Origin of the sequence: Plantibacter sp. Leaf1, assembly GCF_001421315.1 — a bacterium.
Taxonomy (GTDB): Bacteria; Actinomycetota; Actinomycetes; order Actinomycetales; family Microbacteriaceae; genus Plantibacter.
On record NZ_LMJX01000004.1, the window covers coordinates 49,254 to 66,388 of the forward strand.

The following is a 17,135-nucleotide window of genomic DNA, read 5'->3' on the forward strand; positions in this document are numbered from 1 at the left end:
ATCATCCGCAACATCAGAATCGAGATCCATCATGTCCATCACCCAGACTCGGACCCCAGCGTCCTCCAACCGTTCCTCGGGCACCGGCGTCCACGGCCGCGGTCACTCGACCGACAAGCTCACCTTCCGCTTCGGCCTGCGCACGCCCGAGACCGGCGCCACGTCGCGCACCTCGAACAGCGCTTCGAACCGCCGCGGCTGAGTCGCCGCACCGCTCCATCCGACGCCCCCGCACGGCTTGACCGTGCGGGGGCGTCGTCGTGCGCCGACCGGCATCACCGGCACCGTCACCGGCACCGGTGCGAGTCCGGACGATCGGACGGGTCCTGACGCTCCGGCAGGTGGGACAATCCCCACATGGATCCGGTCGCCCTCATCTCATGGATCGTCGTCTTCGTCGTCGTCACCGTCACGGTGTCGGGTCTGTCCGGCCGAGCCGGCGTCTCCGCCCCGGTCGCCCTGGTACTCGTCGGCGGTGTCGCGTCGTTCATCCCCGCCGTCCCGACCGTCGAGATCGAACCGGACCTCATCCTCTACGGCCTGCTGCCCCCGCTCCTGTTCGCCTCCGCGATCCGCATCTCCCTCATCGACATCCGCGCCCGTAACGACGGCATCATCCTGCTCTCCGTCGGAGCCGTCGCGTTCACCGTCGTCTCGGTGGGGTTCGCGAGCTGGCTGCTCATCCCCTCGATCACCCTGGCCGCCGCCTTCGCCTTCGCGGCGGTCATCGCCCCGACCGACGCCGTCGCCGTGAGCGCCATCGCCGGCCGTCTCGGACTCCCCCGGCGGGTGCTCACCATCCTCGAGGGCGAGAGCCTGTTGAACGACGCCACCGCGCTCGTCGCACTCAACGCCTCGATCCTCGCCATCACGAGCGTCGTCAACCCGGTGATGATCGCCGGTGAGTTCGTCATCGAGGTCGTCGCCGGTGTCGGCGTCGGTCTCGCGGTCGGCTGGGTCCTCTCGGAGGTCCGCCGACGCCTGCGCGCACCAGTGCTCGACACCTGCCTGTCGCTGATCACCCCGTTCCTCGCGTTCCTCCTGGCGCAGGCGATCCACGGTTCCGGCGTGCTGGCCGTCGTCTCGGCCGGCCTGCTGCTCGGCTACCGGGCACCCATCGTGCAATCGGCCGAGGCACGCATCGCGGAGTCGCTCAACTGGCGCACCATCCAGTTCCTGCTCGAGAACGCCGTCTTCCTGTTCATCGGCCTCAACCTGGCGGGCATCCTCGAAGGAGCGATCCAGACCGGACCAGGGCTCTGGCCGACCGTGTTCATCAGTGTCGGGGTGCTCGCGGCGCTCATCGTCTCGCGCTTCGTCTGGGAGATGACGGTCACGGCGATCTACCGCCTCGGGCCCAGACGACTCCGTGAACGCAGTTGGTCGTGGGGCAACGGGATCGCCGTCTCCGCAGCCGGTGTCCGCGGTGTGGTCACCCTCGCCGCCGTGTTCCTGTTGCCGGAGGACACCCCCTCCCGCGAGTTCCTGCAGTTCCTGGCGTTCGTCGTGGTCGTCGGCACCCTCCTCTCGGGGCTCGCGCTGCCGTCGATCATCCGGGCACTCCACCTCCCGCCGCCGAACCACAGCCAGGAGCGCGTCGAGCAGCTGATGCTGATGGCGGAGGTCCAGACGGCCGGCCTGTCCCGCCTCGACGAGCTGACGACGGACGCCGACGAGGAACAGGTGCTCACCCGCCTGCGGACCAACGCGAGCTTCGTGGCCAATGCGCTCGAGCAGTACACCGGGGACGGTTCGGAACTCCGCACCATCGCGTTCGCCCGCCTGCGCCGACAGATGATCGCCGCGGAACGGGAGGCGCTCCTCGCCGCGCGCGCGGAGGGCCGTTACCAGGAGCCGGCCGTCGCCGCGGTCCTGGCCGCCATCGACGCCGAGGAGGCGACCCTCAAGGCGATGACGCCGAAACCACCGCGATCGTAGCGGTCGACGCGATCCGACGCGGAGGATCGGGCCGGGACGGACCGTCGGGCAGGATGAGGACATGATCATGTTGCTCCCGGCCGTCGTCTTCGCCGTGCTGTACCTCGCGAGTCGACGCCGCGACGCACGCCGCCTGCGCAACGGTGTCTTCCTCGTCGCCGCCATCGCCTGCGGGCTTGTCGCCCTCCTCACGGAGGCCTCCCGCACGACGCCGTTCACGGTGCTGCTGGCGGCGTTCGGCGCGGTCCTGCTCGTCGGCGTGCTCGCCGTGCTCCTCATCGGGAACGGCATCACCATGATCCGGCTCGAGGGACGGAGCCTGGGCAACCTCCTCTCGCTCTTCGCGGGGGTCGCGATCCTCGTCCTCCCGGTGCTCGCCGTCCTCCTCGTGCTCGGACTCGACCTGAGCTCGCTCCCGTCCTGGGCCGCGATCCTCCTCGTCGCCGTGGGGGTCCTCCTCGGGTTCGCGTGCTTCTACGCGGCGGCGACCTTCGCGGCGTTCGGCGTCTACTCCCTGGTCTACAGCCGCTTCCGGCACACCGTCACGCCCGACGTGGTCGTCATCCTCGGCTCAGGTCTGATCGACGGACAGGTCCCTCCCCTGCTGCGCAGCCGTCTGGACCTCGCGCTCCGCATCCATCGCGCCGCACGTCCGGGCACGCGCCGGCCGCTCCTGATCCCCTCCGGTGGCCAGGGGGAGGACGAGCCGAGACCCGAGGGCGTCGCCATGGCGGAGTACCTCATCGCGAACGGCGCCGAACCGGCGGACGTGCTCCCCGAGACCGAATCGACGAGCACGCGCGAGAACCTGCTCCGCTCGCGCGAGCTGCAGGAGTCGAGCGGCCGGGACGGTGACACGCTCGTCGTCACGAACAACTACCACGTCCTCCGCGCCGCCCTCCTCGCGCGGTCCATCGGCAGCGACGCGCAGGTGATCGGTTCACCGACGGCCGCGTACTACGTCCCGAGCGCGTTCCTCCGCGAGTACGTCGCGATCATGGTGGAGCACCGCGCACTCAACGGCCTGGCGATCGCCGGGGCGGCCGCCCTCGTCGCGCTCGCCGTCGTCTGGTCGCTGCTCCCGATCTGAGCGGGGCCTCCTCGGGGATCGTCCTCGCACGCAGCACCGGCCGCCCCCGCGAGGAACTCCCGACACGACACGACGGGCCGCCGTCGTGCAGGTGCACGAGGACGGCCCGTCGGGCGTCGTTCCGGTGATCGCTCAGTCGGGAGCGGTGTCGTAGACCTCACGCGCGTCATCGGTGACCTCGGAGGCGGGCCCCGAGTCGGGCTGGTGATCCGTCGAACCGTCGGCGTCGGCGTCGCCCAGCGGCTCGTCGAGCTCGGTCGACGGCGCCGGGGTCTCGACGGCCTCTTCGGTCGCCTGCTCCTCGGCGGGAGCGGCGTCCTCGGAGCCCGTGCCGTCGACGGTCTGGCTCGAGCCGTCCGAGCCCGAGCCGGCGGTCGTCTGGTCGGAGCTCACGAGCTCGGCCGTGTCGATGTCGGCGCCTTCCCAGGCCTCCTGGTCGGCTCCGGCCTCTCCGGTGGCGAGGTCGTCGTCTGAACGCTGGTCCTGCTGATCCGTCATGATGCACTCCTCTCCGCGGAGCGCGTCGCGCCCCGTGTCCCGTGACTCTACGTGGGGACCGTCCACGGTTTCCCGGGGTTGACAGTGGGCTCCGGGCATCGGAGACGCTCGCGCTAGCGTGGAGACATGACCCTCCCCACCTCGGACACCCGCGTCACCTACCCCGCAGGAGCCCTCGTCTCGACGGGCACGGTGCTGCACGTCGAACCCGTGGGCGACCGCCTCGCCGTCGTACTCGACGAGACGGCCTGCCACCCCGTGGACGCCGCGTGGCCCGACCAGCCCGCCGACCAGGCCACCGTCCGGTTCGGCGACGGTGACGACGGCCGAGAGGTCGCGGTGCTCGACTGCGTCGTGGGCGCGACGGACGGCACCGAGCTGTACCTCGGCGACGCCGTCCCGGTGAAGAAGGGTACGGAGGGCTGGGCCTTCCTCGTCGTCCACCTCATCGCGGGCGACGCGACGACCGCAGCCGGAGCGATCGAGGGGGCGACCGCGCGCATCGAGGTCGACGCCGCCACCCGTCACGCGTTGTCGGCCGGACACACCGGGTGCCACCTCGCCTCCCTCGCCCTGAACGCCGCACTCGCAGACGCCTGGCGGAAAGAGGTCGCCCTCGACACCCTGGGCGCACCGGACTTCGACGCGCTCGCCTGCGAGTCCTCCAGGATCGCGCCGCACGCGTCGACCGACCGCTACCGCATCGGCAAGTCACTCCGGCGGAAGGGCTTCGACCCGGCCGCCCTCGACGACCTCGAGGCGCTCGGCGCACGCATCCGCGAGACCCTCGACGGCTGGCTGGACAGCGGTGCGACGGTCCGGATCGACCGTGACGGCGACGGGCTCACGGATCGCCGCCGGTGGCACTGCGAGCTGCCGGGCGGGCCGGCGGTCCTCGCGTGCGGCGGGACGCACGCCGCCTCGCTCACCGAGTTCTCGAGCATCGCGGTCTGGCTCGAACGCGAAGAGGTCGACGGCGCCGTGGTGCTCTCGATGGTCAGCACGGTCGTCCCCGCCGGCTGACCGGGTCGCCGACCGGACCGGTCCCGCTAGGCGCTGATACCGGTCGAGGCCGCGCCGCCGACGCCGGCGAGCAGACCGCCGATGACGAACACCCAGAGCACGACGAGCGCCGCCCACCCGAGGAGGAACAGTCCGTTGAGGACGACGCCCGTGATCGCCATGGCCCGACCGGTCGGCTCCCGCTTGAGCGCCATGAGTCCGAGCACGAAGCCGACGATCGGGAGCACGAAGGTGAACCCGAAGAACAGGGAGACCAGGCCGATCACCATGCTGGAGATGCTCAGGCCACGCGGCGGTGACTGCGGGTAGGGGTAGGGGGCCGGATACATCGGCTGCGCGGGATAGGGCTGTGCGTACGGTTGCTGCGCGTAGGGCTGCACGGGGTACTGCTGTACCGGGTACTGCTGCGCGTACGGCTGCACCGGATACGGCTGGACGTACGGCTGCACGGCCCCGGATTGCGGCGGAGCGGGCTGCTGCGGGTACGCCTCCTGCGGTGCAGGGGGTTGCGGCTTCCATCCGTCCGGTGCGCTCATGCCCGCCAGCCTATCGATCAGCCGCGATTCGGTGCCGATCCCGGGGGCCGCGCGCACCCACCAGCTCTCTGGGAGCTTCGCCTCCAGGGACGGTGAGGCGCTGGAAAGCGACTACCGTATTCGTGCGGTCCTCGCAGGGAACCCGGAACACGGACCGCGCCACACCCAGAAGGAGCACCGTGCAGAACGACGCGATCGCCGAGGAACAGGACCACCTCGACCGGCTGCACGACGTGATCAGGACGCAGTCGGACCTCGAGGAACGACGCTCCGAGCTCGCCCTCCGGGCCTTCGACGGCGACGACGACTCCAGCTTCTCGGAACGTGACGCCCTGGTCGCCCATCACCGTCAGCGGATGGTCGAGCTGCGGTCGTCCAGCTACGGTCTGCTGTTCGGCCTGCTCGAGCGCGAGACCGAGGAACGTCACCACATCGGACGCATCGGCCTGCGCGACCCGGAGAGCGGTGACCAGCTGCTGCTCGACTGGCGCGCCCCGGCCTCGCGCCCGTTCTACACCGCGACGCCGCTGCGCCCCGAGGGGCTGCGCCTCCGCCGACGCATCGGGACGGCCGGTCGCCGCGTCACCGAGGTGCACGACGAGGTCCTCGACACGACGCTGCTCAGCGAGGACGAGCCGAGCGGCATCGGTGAGTCCGGCGCATTGCTCGCCGCCCTCGGTCGTGCACGGACCAAGCACATGGCCGACATCGTCGACACCATCCAGGCCGAGCAGGACGCGATCATCCGCGCACCGCTGCCCGGCACCCTCCTCGTGCAGGGCGGGCCGGGCACGGGCAAGACCGCGGTCGCCCTCCACCGCGCCGCCTATCTCCTCTACGAGCACCGCGAGCGCCTCATGCGGAGCGTCGTGCTCATCGTCGGGCCGAACTCGACCTTCCTGGACTACATCAGCCGGGTGCTGCCCTCGCTCGGTGAGACGGCCGTCGTGCTCGTCACGCCGGCGACACTCGTCCCCGGTCTCGACGCGCACGCCGAGGACTCGCTCGACGTCGCGGAGCTCAAGGGTCAGCTGCGCATGGCCGACGTGGTCGCCCGCGCCGTCCGCGAACGACAGGTGCCGCTCGACGAAGCGGTGACGATCCGCATCGCCGGTGACGGCCCGCTGCGGGTGACCCCGGGGGTCCTGCGCCGGATCAAGGCCGGCATCGAACGCTCCGGCACGCCCCACAACGAAGCCAAGCTGCGATTCGACCGGGCCGTCCTGACGCACCTCATCGGCCTCGAGGCGAAGCGCGACGGCTTCGAGCCCCGCACGGGCGAGGACGCCGACGAACGCCGACAGGAGCTGAGCGAGGAGCCCGAGGTCGAAGAGCTGCTCGACACGATGTGGCCGATCCTGGACCCGGCCGAGATCATCGACCGCCTCTTCACCGATGCCGAGCTGCTCGCGCGCGTGACGCCGGACCACACGGACGAGGAGCGTCGACTCCTGCTCCGTGCGCCCGCCGACCCGGACAGCACCGGCGACACCGCCTGGGCCGACCGCCTCACCCCCGGCGACATCGCCCTCGTCGACGAAGCGGCCGAACTCATCGGGGAAGACCAGCGGCCCGAGCTGGAACGCCAGCGTCGAGCCGCGTACGAGCGCCGCCACGACGTGGAGTACGCACGCAGCGTGCTCGAGATGATCGGCGACATCAGCATCGACGACGAGGCCCAGGACGACGACTACCTGCGTTCCGCGCAGGACCTCGCCGACCGGCAGACCATCGCGGACGACCGGAGCCCGGCGGAGCGCGCGGCCTCCGACCGCACCTGGGTCTACGGCCACGTCATCATCGACGAGGCGCAGGAACTGACCCCGATGCTCCTCCGCGCGATCCTGCGCCGCGGACCGAACCGGTCCATGACGCTCGTCGGCGACATCAACCAGCAGAGCACCTCGGCCACGCGTTCCAGCTGGCAGGAGCTGCTCGGCCCGCAGCTCCCCCGGTGGACGCAGGAGCTCCTCACCGTCAACTACCGGACGCCCGAGCAGATCATGGACCTCGCCGACCCGGTCCGCCTGGAACTCGACCCGGAGTCCCCTGCGCCCGTGTCGATCCGTCGCGGCGAGGAGGAGCCCGTGCAGCTCTCCGTCGGCCCCGAGGAGCTCGCAGCGACGGCCGTGCGGGCGGCGATCGATGCGATCACCGCGCACGTCGGGATCGCCGGCGTCATCGCCCCGCGCCCGCTCCTGGCGGACATCGACACGCTGCTCGCCGACGCGGGAGCCGACCGCGCGCGGGTGTGGAGCGGGACAGCGCGCGAGAGCAAGGGGCTCGAGTTCGATAGCGTCATCCTCGTCCAGCCGGAGCAGCTGGGCGGCTCGGGCAGGTCGGCGTTGTCTCTCCGCTACGTCGCGCTCACCCGCGCCACCCAGCGACTCACGGTCGTCGACACCCCTTCCTGACCGCCCTCGTCCGGCGACGCACCGTCGTCCGGGCCCGTCCAGAGCATCCGACGGCGGTGAGGACCGTAGTCTTGAGCTCTGCCAACAGAATGTGAGGCTGGGATGAAGGTCATCAGCTACAACCTCCGCAAGAACAAGGCCAGCGGCGAGCTCGTCGCGCTCACCGAAGAGTTCGGGCCGGACGTCCTCGCGTTGCAGGAGGCGGACACCCTGCAGCTCCCTGCCGAGCTCGGCAGCCTGCACCTCGCGGACAGCACCCACCGCAACCGCCTGGGTCTCGCGATCTACTACCGCCGCGACCGGTTCACCGCCGAGTCGACGCAGACCTTCGCACTGAAGAAGTCACTCCACGACATGGTGCTGGCACCCGCGCACGAGCGGCTCATCGGCACGCGCCTCACCGACGTCGAGGCCGGACGCGAACTCATCGTCGCCTCCTTCCACGCCGCGCCCCTCACCGCACTCAACTCGCTGCGTCGCCACCAGATCAAGGCGGCGCACGAGCAGCTGCACGCCATGGGTGACGTCCCGACGCTCATGGTCGGCGACTACAACTACCCCCTCTTCCAGAAGGGGCTCGGAACGAAGATGCAGGAGAGCGGCTACGACCTCAGCCTGAGCGACCGCAGCACCTACACGCGCTACAAGATGTTCCGCGGGCACTTCGACTTCGCGACGTCCGTCGGCCTGAAGATCGACCGCGTGCAGACGCTGCGTCGAGGGATCTCCGACCACCTGCCGATCCTGGTCGACGCGAGCTACGGCTTCGCCGTGCCCGAGGACGACAGCGCACCGGAGTCCGCCGCCCGCTGACCTGATTCGTTCGCCCATTCTTGGGCGAACGGGTGTCCCCTCGCCCAAGAATGGGCGAACGAACGGCGCACCGGGTGATCAGATGAGGCCGCGGAGGAACTCCTGGACGCTCGTGCCGGCCTCGCGGGCGCGGCGGACGAGACGCTCGTGCTCGTCGGACGTGAGGTCGAGGGTGAGCTGGTGCCACGTCGGTTCGACGTCGAGTGAGAACAGCGCGCCGTCGTCCTCTGCGTCGAACACGGGAGCGGTGCGTTCCTCCTCCACCTCGAGGTCGGCGAACAGCTCCGGCTCGGTCGTCTCGGAGGCGGCGTCAGCGACGGCGCCGGCCTCGGGGATCGACGGGGCCTCCGCAGCTCCGGCACCGGTCCAGCCTGGTCCCTCCGGCACCGGCGTCTTGCGCTGGTAGGCCTCGGCGGCGGTGCGGGCACGGATGTCGGCGGCCTCGTTGAGCCGGTGACCCACGTGTCCCTTGACCCACTCGAACTTGTATCGACGTCCGGCGATGGCGGCGTCGATCTCCTGCATGAGCTCGAGGTTCATGACCGGCTTGCCGTCGCCCTTCTTCCAGCCCTTCTTCTTCCAGCCCGGCATCCACTTCGTGATCGAGTCGATGACGTATTTGCTGTCGCAGAGGATGTGGAGGTCGTCGTCGACGTGCTCGGTCGCGCGGAACAGTTCGAGGACGGCGCGCAGCTCGCCCATGTTGTTCGTGCCGTGCGGCCATCCGCCGGCCGCCCAGCAGTCGTCGTCGACATACCAGGCCCAGCCTGCGGGTCCGGGGTTGCCGAGGGCGGAGCCGTCTGCGGCAGCGGTGATCGTCATGAGCGCCTTTCGATGAGTGCCCTCCATCGTATCGACGCACCACCGACGGCCCGGCCGACGGCCTCTGCCATCCATCGCCGCGGCTGCGGTCAGGCTGGAGCGAAGACGCTCACGGTGACAGCGACGGTGACGCGGGTGAATCCGGGCAGGTCGGCGATGGCCTGCTCGAAGACGTCGTCGTCGAGGTGGTGGGCGCTCGGGCCCATCTGGACCTCGTCGCGCACCTCTTCCGGCATGAGCTCGACGGAGTAGTCCAGGGTCTCGCGGGAGCGCAGCTCGAAGCCCTCCAGCTGGGCGTCGAGACGGGCGTCCTTGCGCTCGGCGATCCCGATCATGCCGAGCCGGTCGCGCAGTTCGGCGAGGTGACCGGGCTGCGGGGTCACGACGGTGAGCAGTCCGTCGGGCCGCAGCACGCGGCGCATCTCGGCGCCGTTGCGCGGACCGAAGATGCTGAGCAGGTGGTCGACCGACGCCGTCTGCAGAGGGAACGGAGCCCACGCATCCGCCGTCGCGGCGGCGGCCCGGCCGTGAGCGCGCGCGGCCCGGCGAGCGGCGAGGGGCGAGAGGTCGAAGCCGAACCCGCGCCAGGCGGGCCGGGCATCGAGGATGCGGCCGAGGTAGTAGCCGGTCCCTCCGGCGATGTCCACGACGAGCGGGGCGCTGTCGTCGTCGACTGAGCCGTCCGGGAGGAAGCGGGCGAGCGGCAGCGTCCTGGCGACGTGATCGGCGATCGGCTCGTAGTGCTCCGCCTCCAGGAAGGCCGCGCGGGCGGCGACCATCTCCTGCGTGTCGCCGGTCTTGGGTGTCCGGCCACCGACGACGAGCGACGCATACCCCTGGCGCGCGATGTCGAAACTGTGCCCGGCCGGGCACCGCAGCACCCGGTCGCCGAGCACGAGCGCGGCGGAGCAGATCGTGCACGCGAGATCCGGTGCGACGAGGGTCAGGCGATCGTGCTGCTGCACGTCCCCGAGCACCGGCATCCGCTCGGAACGCTCCGCTTCCAACTGCTGTGTCCCTTGCTGCCAGACTACTTCCGGTTGTCGCACTTCACCCACACGGTGAGTCTAGGCGCGTGCCGGGTGTCCGTGGTCGCCGGGATGTCGCGGTGCGCGAGCCGCTTCCCGGCGGACCACTGGGCATCGGCCGACCGGAGCCCGGCGGGGTCACTCGTCGAGTGCGGCGCGGAGGCGGCCCGTCTCCTCGCGGGCCGCATCCAGGGAACGCTGCGCGCGATCGGCCTCACGCTGTCGGCGAGCCAGCTCGCGAGCGGCGTCGGTGAGCTCGGCATCCAGCTCGTCCAGCCGGCGGGCGAGGTCTTCGCGATCGCGGAGCAGGTCGGCGCGGCGAACTGCGGCGTCGTCGAGGAGCGAGTTCGCCTCCTCGCTCGCGCCCTCCGCGAGCTCCGCCTCGTGTTCGGCCGCGTCGAGCCGTTCGAGGAGCCGTCGGCGGCGATCATCGGCGTCCGGAGCGTCACCCTGCGTCTGGCGACCGCGCTCCTCCGAGACCTCGGCGTCGTCGTCACGTCGCGCGCCGGGCCCGCCGACGACGCCACCCCACCCCGAACCGCTCGAGGTCGGAGCGTCGGTCAGCCGTCCGGTCGAGAGCTGCGCGACCAGCTCAGCATCGGCGCTCGCGGCCTGCAGGCTCTGGCGCACCGTCTCGACGACCGTCGACGAGAGCGTCGCGCCCTCCTCGGCGGCCGCCGCGACGGTGGTGTCGACGAGCCGGGCGACGAGGGCGCGCCGGTCGGCACCGAGCGAACGGAGTGCTGCGGCGTCGCCGGCGCCCTGGGCCGTGGCGAGCGCCGCGCCGAGGTGCTCGAGCTCGTCCAGGGCTGTCGGCTGGTGGGCGGCCAGCACGTTGAGCGCCCAGGCGGCGACCGACGGTTTCCGGAGCGCGAGGATCGCGGTGGCGAGGTCGGTGTCGCCGTGCTCGCGCGCTGTGGTGGCAAGCCGCTTCCGTTCGGTGACGAAGGTCGGCAGCGGACGGCGCAGGAGGTCGACCGCGGCGGCGGCGAGGTCGGTCGGCGGCGGCGTGTCGTCGCGATCCTCAGGCATGGCGCGGCTCCCTCGCATCATTTCACGTCAGGCTAGCGTCCTCTCGCGCCAGAACCGAGCCGTGCTGTCGCCTTTTCGGGGGGCCGTATCGACAATGTGGAGATGGAAGCCAGACCTCACCCAGCCGCGGCGGAACCACCGGCGACCGCCGCCTGCACCGACCTCAAGAGCCTCCTCAGGACCGTGGAGTTCCCCCTCTCCCGTCGTGAGCTGCAGGCCGTCGCCGTCCGCTCCGGCCTCGACCGAGGGACGATCGCCGCACTCGGCACGCTCACCGAGGAGCGATACGCCGGATCGTTCGCGATCCTCCGTGAACTCCGCCACCACGGCGAGCTCCGCCACACCGCCTGACCCACCCCCACCCGACACCTGGTGGGTGGCCCAGCGCGGTGCGCTGACGTGAGCGCGGGTCACACACGCGAGCGCGGGTCTCCGGAGGGGTGCGCTCACGCACCAGGGGCGCGGTGACGCCGGCGCACCGCGCTGGCAACCCCGACAGATGTCGTGCAACGCAGAAACCCCCGCCGAGGCGAGGGTTTCGAGCTGAAGATCCAGTGCGGAGACGGCGGGATTTGAACCCGCGGTCCCCTTACGGGGACTCCACCTTAGCAGGGTGGTGCACTAGGCCGAACTATGCGACGTCTCCATGTGCGCTCGCGAACGGACGCACGACGACCAGCATAACCGGAGATGGGCGTGGAGACGAATCCCCCGGCCCGATCGGCTGCGCGACGGCACGCACGCCGGTTCCTGAGCCTGTCGAAGGACAGGGACCGGCGCTGAGGACTACTGGTCCTCGAGGGTCCGGCCGCGGGAGCAGGTCCGCTGGTCAGCGGTCTGGCCCTGCACGGACGAGGGCAGGACGACGGCACCGGCCGAGGTGTCGGTCGCATCGGCGGGCGGAGCCGTCGCCGCCGGGTCGGCGCCGGCATCGGCACCCTCCGCCGGGTCTGCGGGAGCAGGGTCGGCCGGGTTCGCGACCGCACCGGCACCCGTGGCACCCGTGAGCTGGATGGGCTGATCGTTGGCGAGCGCAGCGAACAGGGCGGTCGCGGCGTCGTCGATCGGCTCGACACCACCCTCGACGGCCTCGTTCGGGTACTGCACGAACGCGATGTTCGACAGGTCGACCTCGCGCAGCGTCATGGCGATCGCGATCATCGTGTCGAGACTCGTCAGGCTGTCGGACAGCTGCATGTTCTGCGCCGCCGCCTTCGCGAGCGAATAGAGGATGGCGGGGTTCGTCAGCGTCTCGGCGCTCTTCACCTGCTGCATCATCGCCGACAGGAACACCTGCTGGTTGCTGATCCGGCTGAGGTCGCTGCCATCGCCGACGCCGTGACGGGTCCGGAGGAACTGGAGCGCCTCATACCCCTCGAGCGTGTGCTCGCCGGCCGACAGGAAGGTGTTCGTGTACTCGTCCTCGATGGGGTCGGCGACGCACACCGTCACCCCGCCGAGCGCGGTCGACATCGCCATCACCCCGCTGAACTGCACCTCGGCGGCGAACGGGATCTCGAGGCCGGTGAGCTGCGACACCGTCAACGCGGTGCAGGCGAGGCCGCCGTAGCTGAGCGAGGTGTTGATCTTCTGCCGACTCATCGAGTCGAACGAGCCCCCGGCCGGGTCGGGGCAGGAGGGGATGGAGACGAACATGTCGCGAGGGAAGCTGACGACCGTCGCGTTGCTGTGGTCCTCGGAGATGTGCACGAGCATGGTGACGTCGTTGAGGTTGCCCGTCGCCTCGACCTCAGGATCGATGAACCGTTCATCCTGGCCCTCGCGGGAGTCGCTGCCGACGATGAGGAGGTTCACGCCGCCCGGGTAGGCGCCGATCGCGGGGAGGTCGGTGACCGTCTCACCCTGCGCGTCGACGAGCGCGACACCGGGCTTCACCGTCGCGGCGACGTCCCACAGCGCGATACCGGCGACGATGCCACCGCTCACGAGGGCGACGGCGAGGGTCGAGGCGAGGATCTTCAGGCCCGTCGCCACCGGGCTCGAACGCTTCAGACGGCCGTGTCTGGCGATGGTCGCGAGCTTCTTCGGGCGTGGCCCACGGTCTGCCGTGCGTCGAGCCGCGGGGTCGCCGGCGGGCTCGTCGATGTCGGGCGAATGCGGGGGCATTCGACGATTCAACCACGGGAGCATGTGCAGCGCACAGCCGGATACCCCGGAGCCGACGGCGAGGCCACCCGATCCGGGTGTGGAGAACAGTGCGAAACGGTGTGGCGAAGGAGTGCGGAGGGCGTGGGATTCGAACCCACGAGACATTTCTGCCCACCAGTTTTCAAGACTGGCTCCATCGGCCGCTCGGACAGCCCTCCTGATGGTCGATCGCCCGCCATGACGCTGCGGCCGACCAGGATCGAGTGTATCGGATGGGGCCAGCGGCGAAGCGGCCCCATCCGATCACCCGGTGACTACTGGTCTTCCTCGGGACGACCGGCCGTGCAGGTGTTCTGTGCCGCGTTCTGGCCCGTGATCGTGTCGGGCAGCGCCACCGGACCGGCAGCCGCCGGGTCGACCGGCGCAGCGGGATCGGCAGCCGCATCGGTCGCCGCAGGATCGGGCGTGACGGGGGCGTTCGGGTCGGTGACGACGTACTTGCCGGTCGCCGACAGCGCGACCGCCTGGTCGCTCTGGAGTGCCGTCCACAGCACGTCGGCATCGGAGGTCGCCTCGACACCGCCCTCGACCGTGGCGGTCGGCGTCTGGACGAACGCCACCCGGTCGAGCGGGATGTCCTTCAGCGCTGCTGCGATCGACACCATCGTGTCGATGTTGTTCAGGCTGTTCGACAGGGTCACGTTCTTCAGCGCGGCCCGGGCGATCGAGTAGAGCTTGATCGGGTCGGACAGCGTCTCGCTGCTCTTCAGCGTGCGGACGAGCGAGGACAGGAAGACCTGCTGGTTCGAGATGCGCGACAGGTCGCTGCCGTCGCCGACGCCGTGGCGCGAGCGGAGGAAGGCGAGCGCGGAAGCGCCGGAGAGGTCGTGGGTGCCGACGTCGAGGTTGATGCCGCTCCAGGCGTCGTTCAGCGGCTCGGTGACGCACACCGGAACACCGCCGACGGCGTTCGACATCGAGATGACGCCGTCGAAGCCGATCTGCGCGGCGAAGGGGATGGAGAGGCCGGTGATGCCCTCGACGGTGGACACGGCGCAGGCCAGCCCGCCGTCGGCACCGCCGTACATGAGGGCCGTGTTCATCTTGTCGCGGCCGTTGCCGCCGTTCGCGCAGTCGCCGATCGGCACGTACATGTCGCGCGGGAAGCTGACGACCGTCGCGCTCGAGTGGTCTGCAGAGATGTGCATGAGGATCGTGACGTCGTTGAGGTTCTCGTCGCGTTCGCCGTACGCCTCGTTGCCGTCACCCGAGTCGCTGCCGACGAGGAGGAGGTTGACGCCACCCTCGATCGCGCCGATGTTGGGCGGCGGAGCGCCGGGCGTCTCGTTGTCGAGGTGTGCGACCGGCTTCACGCTGTTGGCGAGGTCGAGCGCGGCCACACCGGCGACCGCGATGCCACTCACACCCACGACGGCGGCCGTCGCGGCGATCACCTTCGCGACGGTGGCGAACGGGTTCGACTTGCGGAGCCTGCCGTGACGGACGGCGGCGCGCGCTTTGGACGCGTCGGCGTGGCGGGTCATGGATCTCGCTCTCATCTCAGGAACAGGGCTGGCTCCAACCCGGGCGGACCGGGCTGCAGCGACGCGGGAGGAGACCGGTGGAACCGGCACGACCCGACGCCCCGTGCGCACCGGAAACGACGTGCAGGCACAGAGCTTTGGACGATGTTAACCCGAAATGCTCCTCAGGAGCTGGGAGAGACCGTCGTCGGTCACGGTGCCGGTGACCTCGGATGCGACGGCGAGCACTTCCTCGGGTGCCTGACCCATGGCGACACCACGGCCGCCGTCGGCCGCCCAGCCGAGCATGTCGACGTCGTTGCGGCCGTCGCCGACCGCGACCATCTGCGAACGCTCGAGGCCCAGCCACTGCCGGACCCGCTCGAGCGCGGTCGCCTTGTTGACGCCCTTGGGGGCGATGTCGAGCCAGGCCGTCCACCCGATCGCATAGCTCACCTGGCTGAGGCCGATGCGGTCGACGATGCGGAGGAACTCCTCCTCGTCATGACTCGGCGACACCACGACGACGCGGGTGACCGGGCTCGTGACGAGCTCCTCGAACGGCACCTCGACGGCGTTCTCGAGGTTCCAGTCCTCCATGCCGACCGTGTACTTGCGGAAGCCGTCGGGGTACTCGACCATGTAGCTGCCCTCGGACAGGTGCGGCTGGATGAGGCCGAGCACCTCCGTCGGGTCGAAGGTCTCCATGAAGAAGCGCTCGTAGGCGTCGGGCTTCGACTCGTCGCGCTTCATGATGAGCGCGCCGTTCGCGCAGACGACGTACTGCGGCGTCAACTCGAGGTCTTCGAGGACGGGTCGGGTGCTCTCCCAGCTCCGACCGGTGGCGAGGGTGACGACGTGGCCGAGGGCGACCACGCGGCGGACCTCGTCGGCGACGGACAGGCTGAGCGAGCCGTCCTCGTGCAGGACGGTGCCGTCGATGTCGAGCGCGACGAGGAGCCGGGGCGAGGTCGCGGCCGGCTGCTCCGGCGTCGTCTCGGACGTCATCGGATCGGCCGCGCCACGTCGAGCCCGCCCAGGTAGGGCCGGAGCACCTCCGGGATGACGACGCTGCCGTCCTCCTGCTGGTGCGTCTCGAGGATCGCGACGATCCACCGGGTCGTCGCGAGCGTGCCGTTGAGCGTCGCGACCGGCGTGGTCTTGCCCGACTCCGTGCGGTACCGGGTGTCGAGGCGGCGGGCCTGGTACGTGGTGCAGTTGGAGGTGCTGGTGAGCTCACGGAACGCATCCTGCGTCGGCACCCAGGCCTCGACGTCGAACTTGCGGGCGGCGCTCGAACCGAGGTCGCCGGCCGCCGTGTCGATGACCCGGTAGCTGAGGCCGAGCGACTGCAGCATGGCCTCCTGGTAGGACAGCAGACGCTCGTGCTCCGCCGCCGCGTCCTCCGGCTTGGTGTAGACGAACATCTCCAGCTTGTTGAACTGGTGCACGCGGATGATGCCGCGGGTGTCGCGGCCGTACGAGCCGGCCTCCTTGCGGTAGCAGGTGGACCAGCCGGCGTAGCGGAGCGCACCCTGCTCGAGGTCGAGGATCTCGTCGGAGTGGTACCCGGCGAGCGCCACCTCGCTCGTGCCGGTGAGGAAGAGGTCTTCGCCGGCGATCTGGTACACCTCGTCGGCGTGCTCGCCGAGGAATCCGGTGCCCTTCATGATCTCGGGGCGCACGAGCGTCGGGGTGATGAGGGGGACGAAGCCGGCCTCGAGCGCGCGGTCGAGCGCGAGGTTCATGAGGGCGATCTCGAGACGCGCGCCGATGCCGCGGAGGAAGTAGAAGCGCGAGCCGCTGACCTTGGTGCCGCGCTGCATGTCGATGGCGCCGAGGAGCTCGCCGAGCTCGAGGTGGTCGCGCGGGGTGAAGTCGAAGGTGGGGCGTTCGCCGACCTCGCGGAGTGTGATGAAGTCGGCCTCGCCACCGGCGGGCACGCCGTCGAGGACGGGGTTCTGGATCTGTCCGGCGATGTCGGCGAAGTAGGCCTCGGCCTCGGTCGCGACCTGCTGGGCCTCCTTCACGCGGGCGGAGAGCTGCTGCGCCTGGGCGACGAGTGCCGCCTTCTCCTCCTTGGGGGCCTTGGCGACCTGCTTGCCGAAGGCGTTCTGCTCGGCGCGGAGCTCCTCGAACCCGGTGATCGCGGACCGGCGTGCGGTGTCGGCGTCGATCGCCTGGTCGACGAGGTCGACGGATGACCCTCGCTTCAGCTGCGACGCTCGGAGGACTTCTGGCTGTTCGCGGAGGAGTACGGGATCGATCACCCGGCAAGTCTAGCGATCGAGGTCGGCGCCAGAGCCCCG

Annotated in this window: 16 protein-coding genes and 2 tRNA genes; 7 read left to right on the forward strand and 11 right to left on the reverse strand. The window is 70.4% G+C overall.

Annotated features, from left to right (window positions below; genetic code table 11):
- The first annotated feature begins 31 nt into the window (after positions 1-31).
- From ASE44_RS18625 to ASE44_RS17070, 3 genes are all read left to right on the forward strand, one after another.
- Positions 32-202, forward strand: coding sequence for a hypothetical protein (locus ASE44_RS18625; protein WP_157580043.1), 171 nt, complete (start codon positions 32-34; stop codon positions 200-202).
- A 155-nt stretch (positions 203-357) separates the two neighbouring features.
- On the forward strand, positions 358-1,938 hold the full coding sequence (locus tag ASE44_RS17065) for a sodium:proton antiporter (protein ID WP_056782105.1): 1,581 nt from the start codon (positions 358-360) through the stop codon (positions 1,936-1,938).
- Between the two features lie 61 nt (positions 1,939-1,999).
- Entirely contained in the window at positions 2,000-3,028 is a 1,029-nt protein-coding gene (locus ASE44_RS17070; protein ID WP_056782107.1) for a YdcF family protein, read from the forward strand.
- A 132-nt stretch (positions 3,029-3,160) separates the two neighbouring features.
- Here ASE44_RS17070 and ASE44_RS17075 read toward each other — a convergent pair whose 3' ends face one another.
- Complete coding sequence (locus ASE44_RS17075; protein ID WP_056782109.1) at positions 3,161-3,526, reverse strand: hypothetical protein; 366 nt, start codon at positions 3,524-3,526, stop codon at positions 3,161-3,163.
- A gap of 126 nt (positions 3,527-3,652) precedes the next feature.
- On the opposite strand from ASE44_RS17075, the gene ASE44_RS17080 reads away from it, so the two are divergent.
- Positions 3,653-4,549, forward strand: a complete 897-nt coding sequence (locus ASE44_RS17080) for a hypothetical protein (RefSeq protein ID WP_056782110.1) — start codon at positions 3,653-3,655, stop codon at positions 4,547-4,549.
- 26 nt (positions 4,550-4,575) lie between these two features.
- Here the strand turns inward: ASE44_RS17080 and ASE44_RS17085 are convergent, their stop codons facing one another.
- Positions 4,576-5,085 carry a DUF4190 domain-containing protein gene (locus tag ASE44_RS17085; protein WP_056782112.1) on the reverse strand — a complete coding sequence of 170 codons (510 nt, stop codon included), beginning with the start codon at positions 5,083-5,085 and terminating at the stop codon, positions 4,576-4,578.
- 179 nt (positions 5,086-5,264) lie between these two features.
- Here ASE44_RS17085 and ASE44_RS17090 point away from each other — a divergent pair, with 179 nt between their 5' ends.
- Together ASE44_RS17090 and ASE44_RS17095 are read left to right on the forward strand one after the other, a co-directional pair.
- A complete protein-coding gene (locus tag ASE44_RS17090) occupies positions 5,265-7,499 on the forward strand; it encodes a UvrD-helicase domain-containing protein (protein WP_082456200.1) in 2,235 nt (744 codons plus the stop codon).
- 102 nt (positions 7,500-7,601) lie between these two features.
- Positions 7,602-8,312, forward strand: a complete 711-nt coding sequence (locus ASE44_RS17095) for an endonuclease/exonuclease/phosphatase family protein (protein WP_056782115.1) — start codon at positions 7,602-7,604, stop codon at positions 8,310-8,312.
- A gap of 78 nt (positions 8,313-8,390) precedes the next feature.
- Here the strand turns inward: ASE44_RS17095 and ASE44_RS17100 are convergent, their stop codons facing one another.
- The 3 genes from ASE44_RS17100 to ASE44_RS17110 form a co-directional block, all read right to left on the reverse strand.
- Complete coding sequence (locus ASE44_RS17100; protein WP_056782116.1) at positions 8,391-9,134, reverse strand: RNase H family protein; 744 nt, start codon at positions 9,132-9,134, stop codon at positions 8,391-8,393.
- Positions 9,135-9,223: 89 nt separating this feature from the next.
- Positions 9,224-10,192 carry a putative RNA methyltransferase gene (locus ASE44_RS17105; RefSeq protein WP_157580044.1) on the reverse strand — a complete coding sequence of 323 codons (969 nt, stop codon included), beginning with the start codon at positions 10,190-10,192 and terminating at the stop codon, positions 9,224-9,226.
- 108 nt (positions 10,193-10,300) lie between these two features.
- Positions 10,301-11,194: a hypothetical protein gene (locus tag ASE44_RS17110; RefSeq protein WP_056782120.1), complete on the reverse strand. Its 894-nt coding sequence runs from the start codon at positions 11,192-11,194 to the stop codon at positions 10,301-10,303.
- A gap of 102 nt (positions 11,195-11,296) precedes the next feature.
- On the opposite strand from ASE44_RS17110, the gene ASE44_RS17115 reads away from it, so the two are divergent.
- A complete protein-coding gene (locus tag ASE44_RS17115) occupies positions 11,297-11,545 on the forward strand; it encodes a DUF2795 domain-containing protein (protein ID WP_056010950.1) in 249 nt (82 codons plus the stop codon).
- 206 nt (positions 11,546-11,751) lie between these two features.
- Here ASE44_RS17115 and ASE44_RS17120 read toward each other — a convergent pair.
- From ASE44_RS17120 to serS, 6 genes are all read right to left on the reverse strand, one after another.
- Positions 11,752-11,840: transfer RNA gene (locus ASE44_RS17120), tRNA-Ser, on the reverse strand.
- A gap of 140 nt (positions 11,841-11,980) precedes the next feature.
- Complete coding sequence (locus tag ASE44_RS17125) at positions 11,981-13,321, reverse strand: LCP family protein (protein WP_082456201.1); 1,341 nt, start codon at positions 13,319-13,321, stop codon at positions 11,981-11,983.
- Positions 13,322-13,436: 115 nt separating this feature from the next.
- Positions 13,437-13,521, reverse strand: a tRNA-Ser gene (locus ASE44_RS17130).
- 96 nt (positions 13,522-13,617) lie between these two features.
- On the reverse strand, positions 13,618-14,847 hold the full coding sequence (locus ASE44_RS17135; RefSeq protein WP_200921157.1) for an LCP family protein: 1,230 nt from the start codon (positions 14,845-14,847) through the stop codon (positions 13,618-13,620).
- A 147-nt stretch (positions 14,848-14,994) separates the two neighbouring features.
- Positions 14,995-15,834: an HAD family hydrolase gene (locus tag ASE44_RS17140; protein WP_056782121.1), complete on the reverse strand. Its 840-nt coding sequence runs from the start codon at positions 15,832-15,834 to the stop codon at positions 14,995-14,997.
- Positions 15,831-17,096: a serine--tRNA ligase gene (serS, locus tag ASE44_RS17145; RefSeq protein WP_056010941.1), complete on the reverse strand. Its 1,266-nt coding sequence runs from the start codon at positions 17,094-17,096 to the stop codon at positions 15,831-15,833. Before serS ends, ASE44_RS17140 begins: the two co-directional genes overlap by 4 nt.
- Positions 17,097-17,135: the final 39 nt, after the last annotated feature.

Coding starts and splice junctions, on each gene's coding strand:
- ASE44_RS18625 (WP_157580043.1), top strand. CDS start 32: ATGTCCATCACCCAGACTCGGACCCCAGCGTCCTCCAACCGTTCCTCG.
- ASE44_RS17065 (WP_056782105.1), top strand. CDS start 358: ATGGATCCGGTCGCCCTCATCTCATGGATCGTCGTCTTCGTCGTCGTC.
- ASE44_RS17070 (WP_056782107.1), top strand. CDS start 2,000: ATGATCATGTTGCTCCCGGCCGTCGTCTTCGCCGTGCTGTACCTCGCG.
- ASE44_RS17075 (WP_056782109.1), bottom strand. CDS start 3,526: ATGACGGATCAGCAGGACCAGCGTTCAGACGACGACCTCGCCACCGGA.
- ASE44_RS17080 (WP_056782110.1), top strand. CDS start 3,653: ATGACCCTCCCCACCTCGGACACCCGCGTCACCTACCCCGCAGGAGCC.
- ASE44_RS17085 (WP_056782112.1), bottom strand. CDS start 5,085: ATGAGCGCACCGGACGGATGGAAGCCGCAACCCCCTGCACCGCAGGAG.
- ASE44_RS17095 (WP_056782115.1), top strand. CDS start 7,602: ATGAAGGTCATCAGCTACAACCTCCGCAAGAACAAGGCCAGCGGCGAG.
- ASE44_RS17100 (WP_056782116.1), bottom strand. CDS start 9,134: ATGACGATCACCGCTGCCGCAGACGGCTCCGCCCTCGGCAACCCCGGA.
- ASE44_RS17110 (WP_056782120.1), bottom strand. CDS start 11,194: ATGCCTGAGGATCGCGACGACACGCCGCCGCCGACCGACCTCGCCGCC.
- ASE44_RS17115 (WP_056010950.1), top strand. CDS start 11,297: ATGGAAGCCAGACCTCACCCAGCCGCGGCGGAACCACCGGCGACCGCC.
- ASE44_RS17125 (WP_082456201.1), bottom strand. CDS start 13,321: ATGCCCCCGCATTCGCCCGACATCGACGAGCCCGCCGGCGACCCCGCG.
- ASE44_RS17135 (WP_200921157.1), bottom strand. CDS start 14,847: ATGACCCGCCACGCCGACGCGTCCAAAGCGCGCGCCGCCGTCCGTCAC.
- ASE44_RS17140 (WP_056782121.1), bottom strand. CDS start 15,834: ATGACGTCCGAGACGACGCCGGAGCAGCCGGCCGCGACCTCGCCCCGG.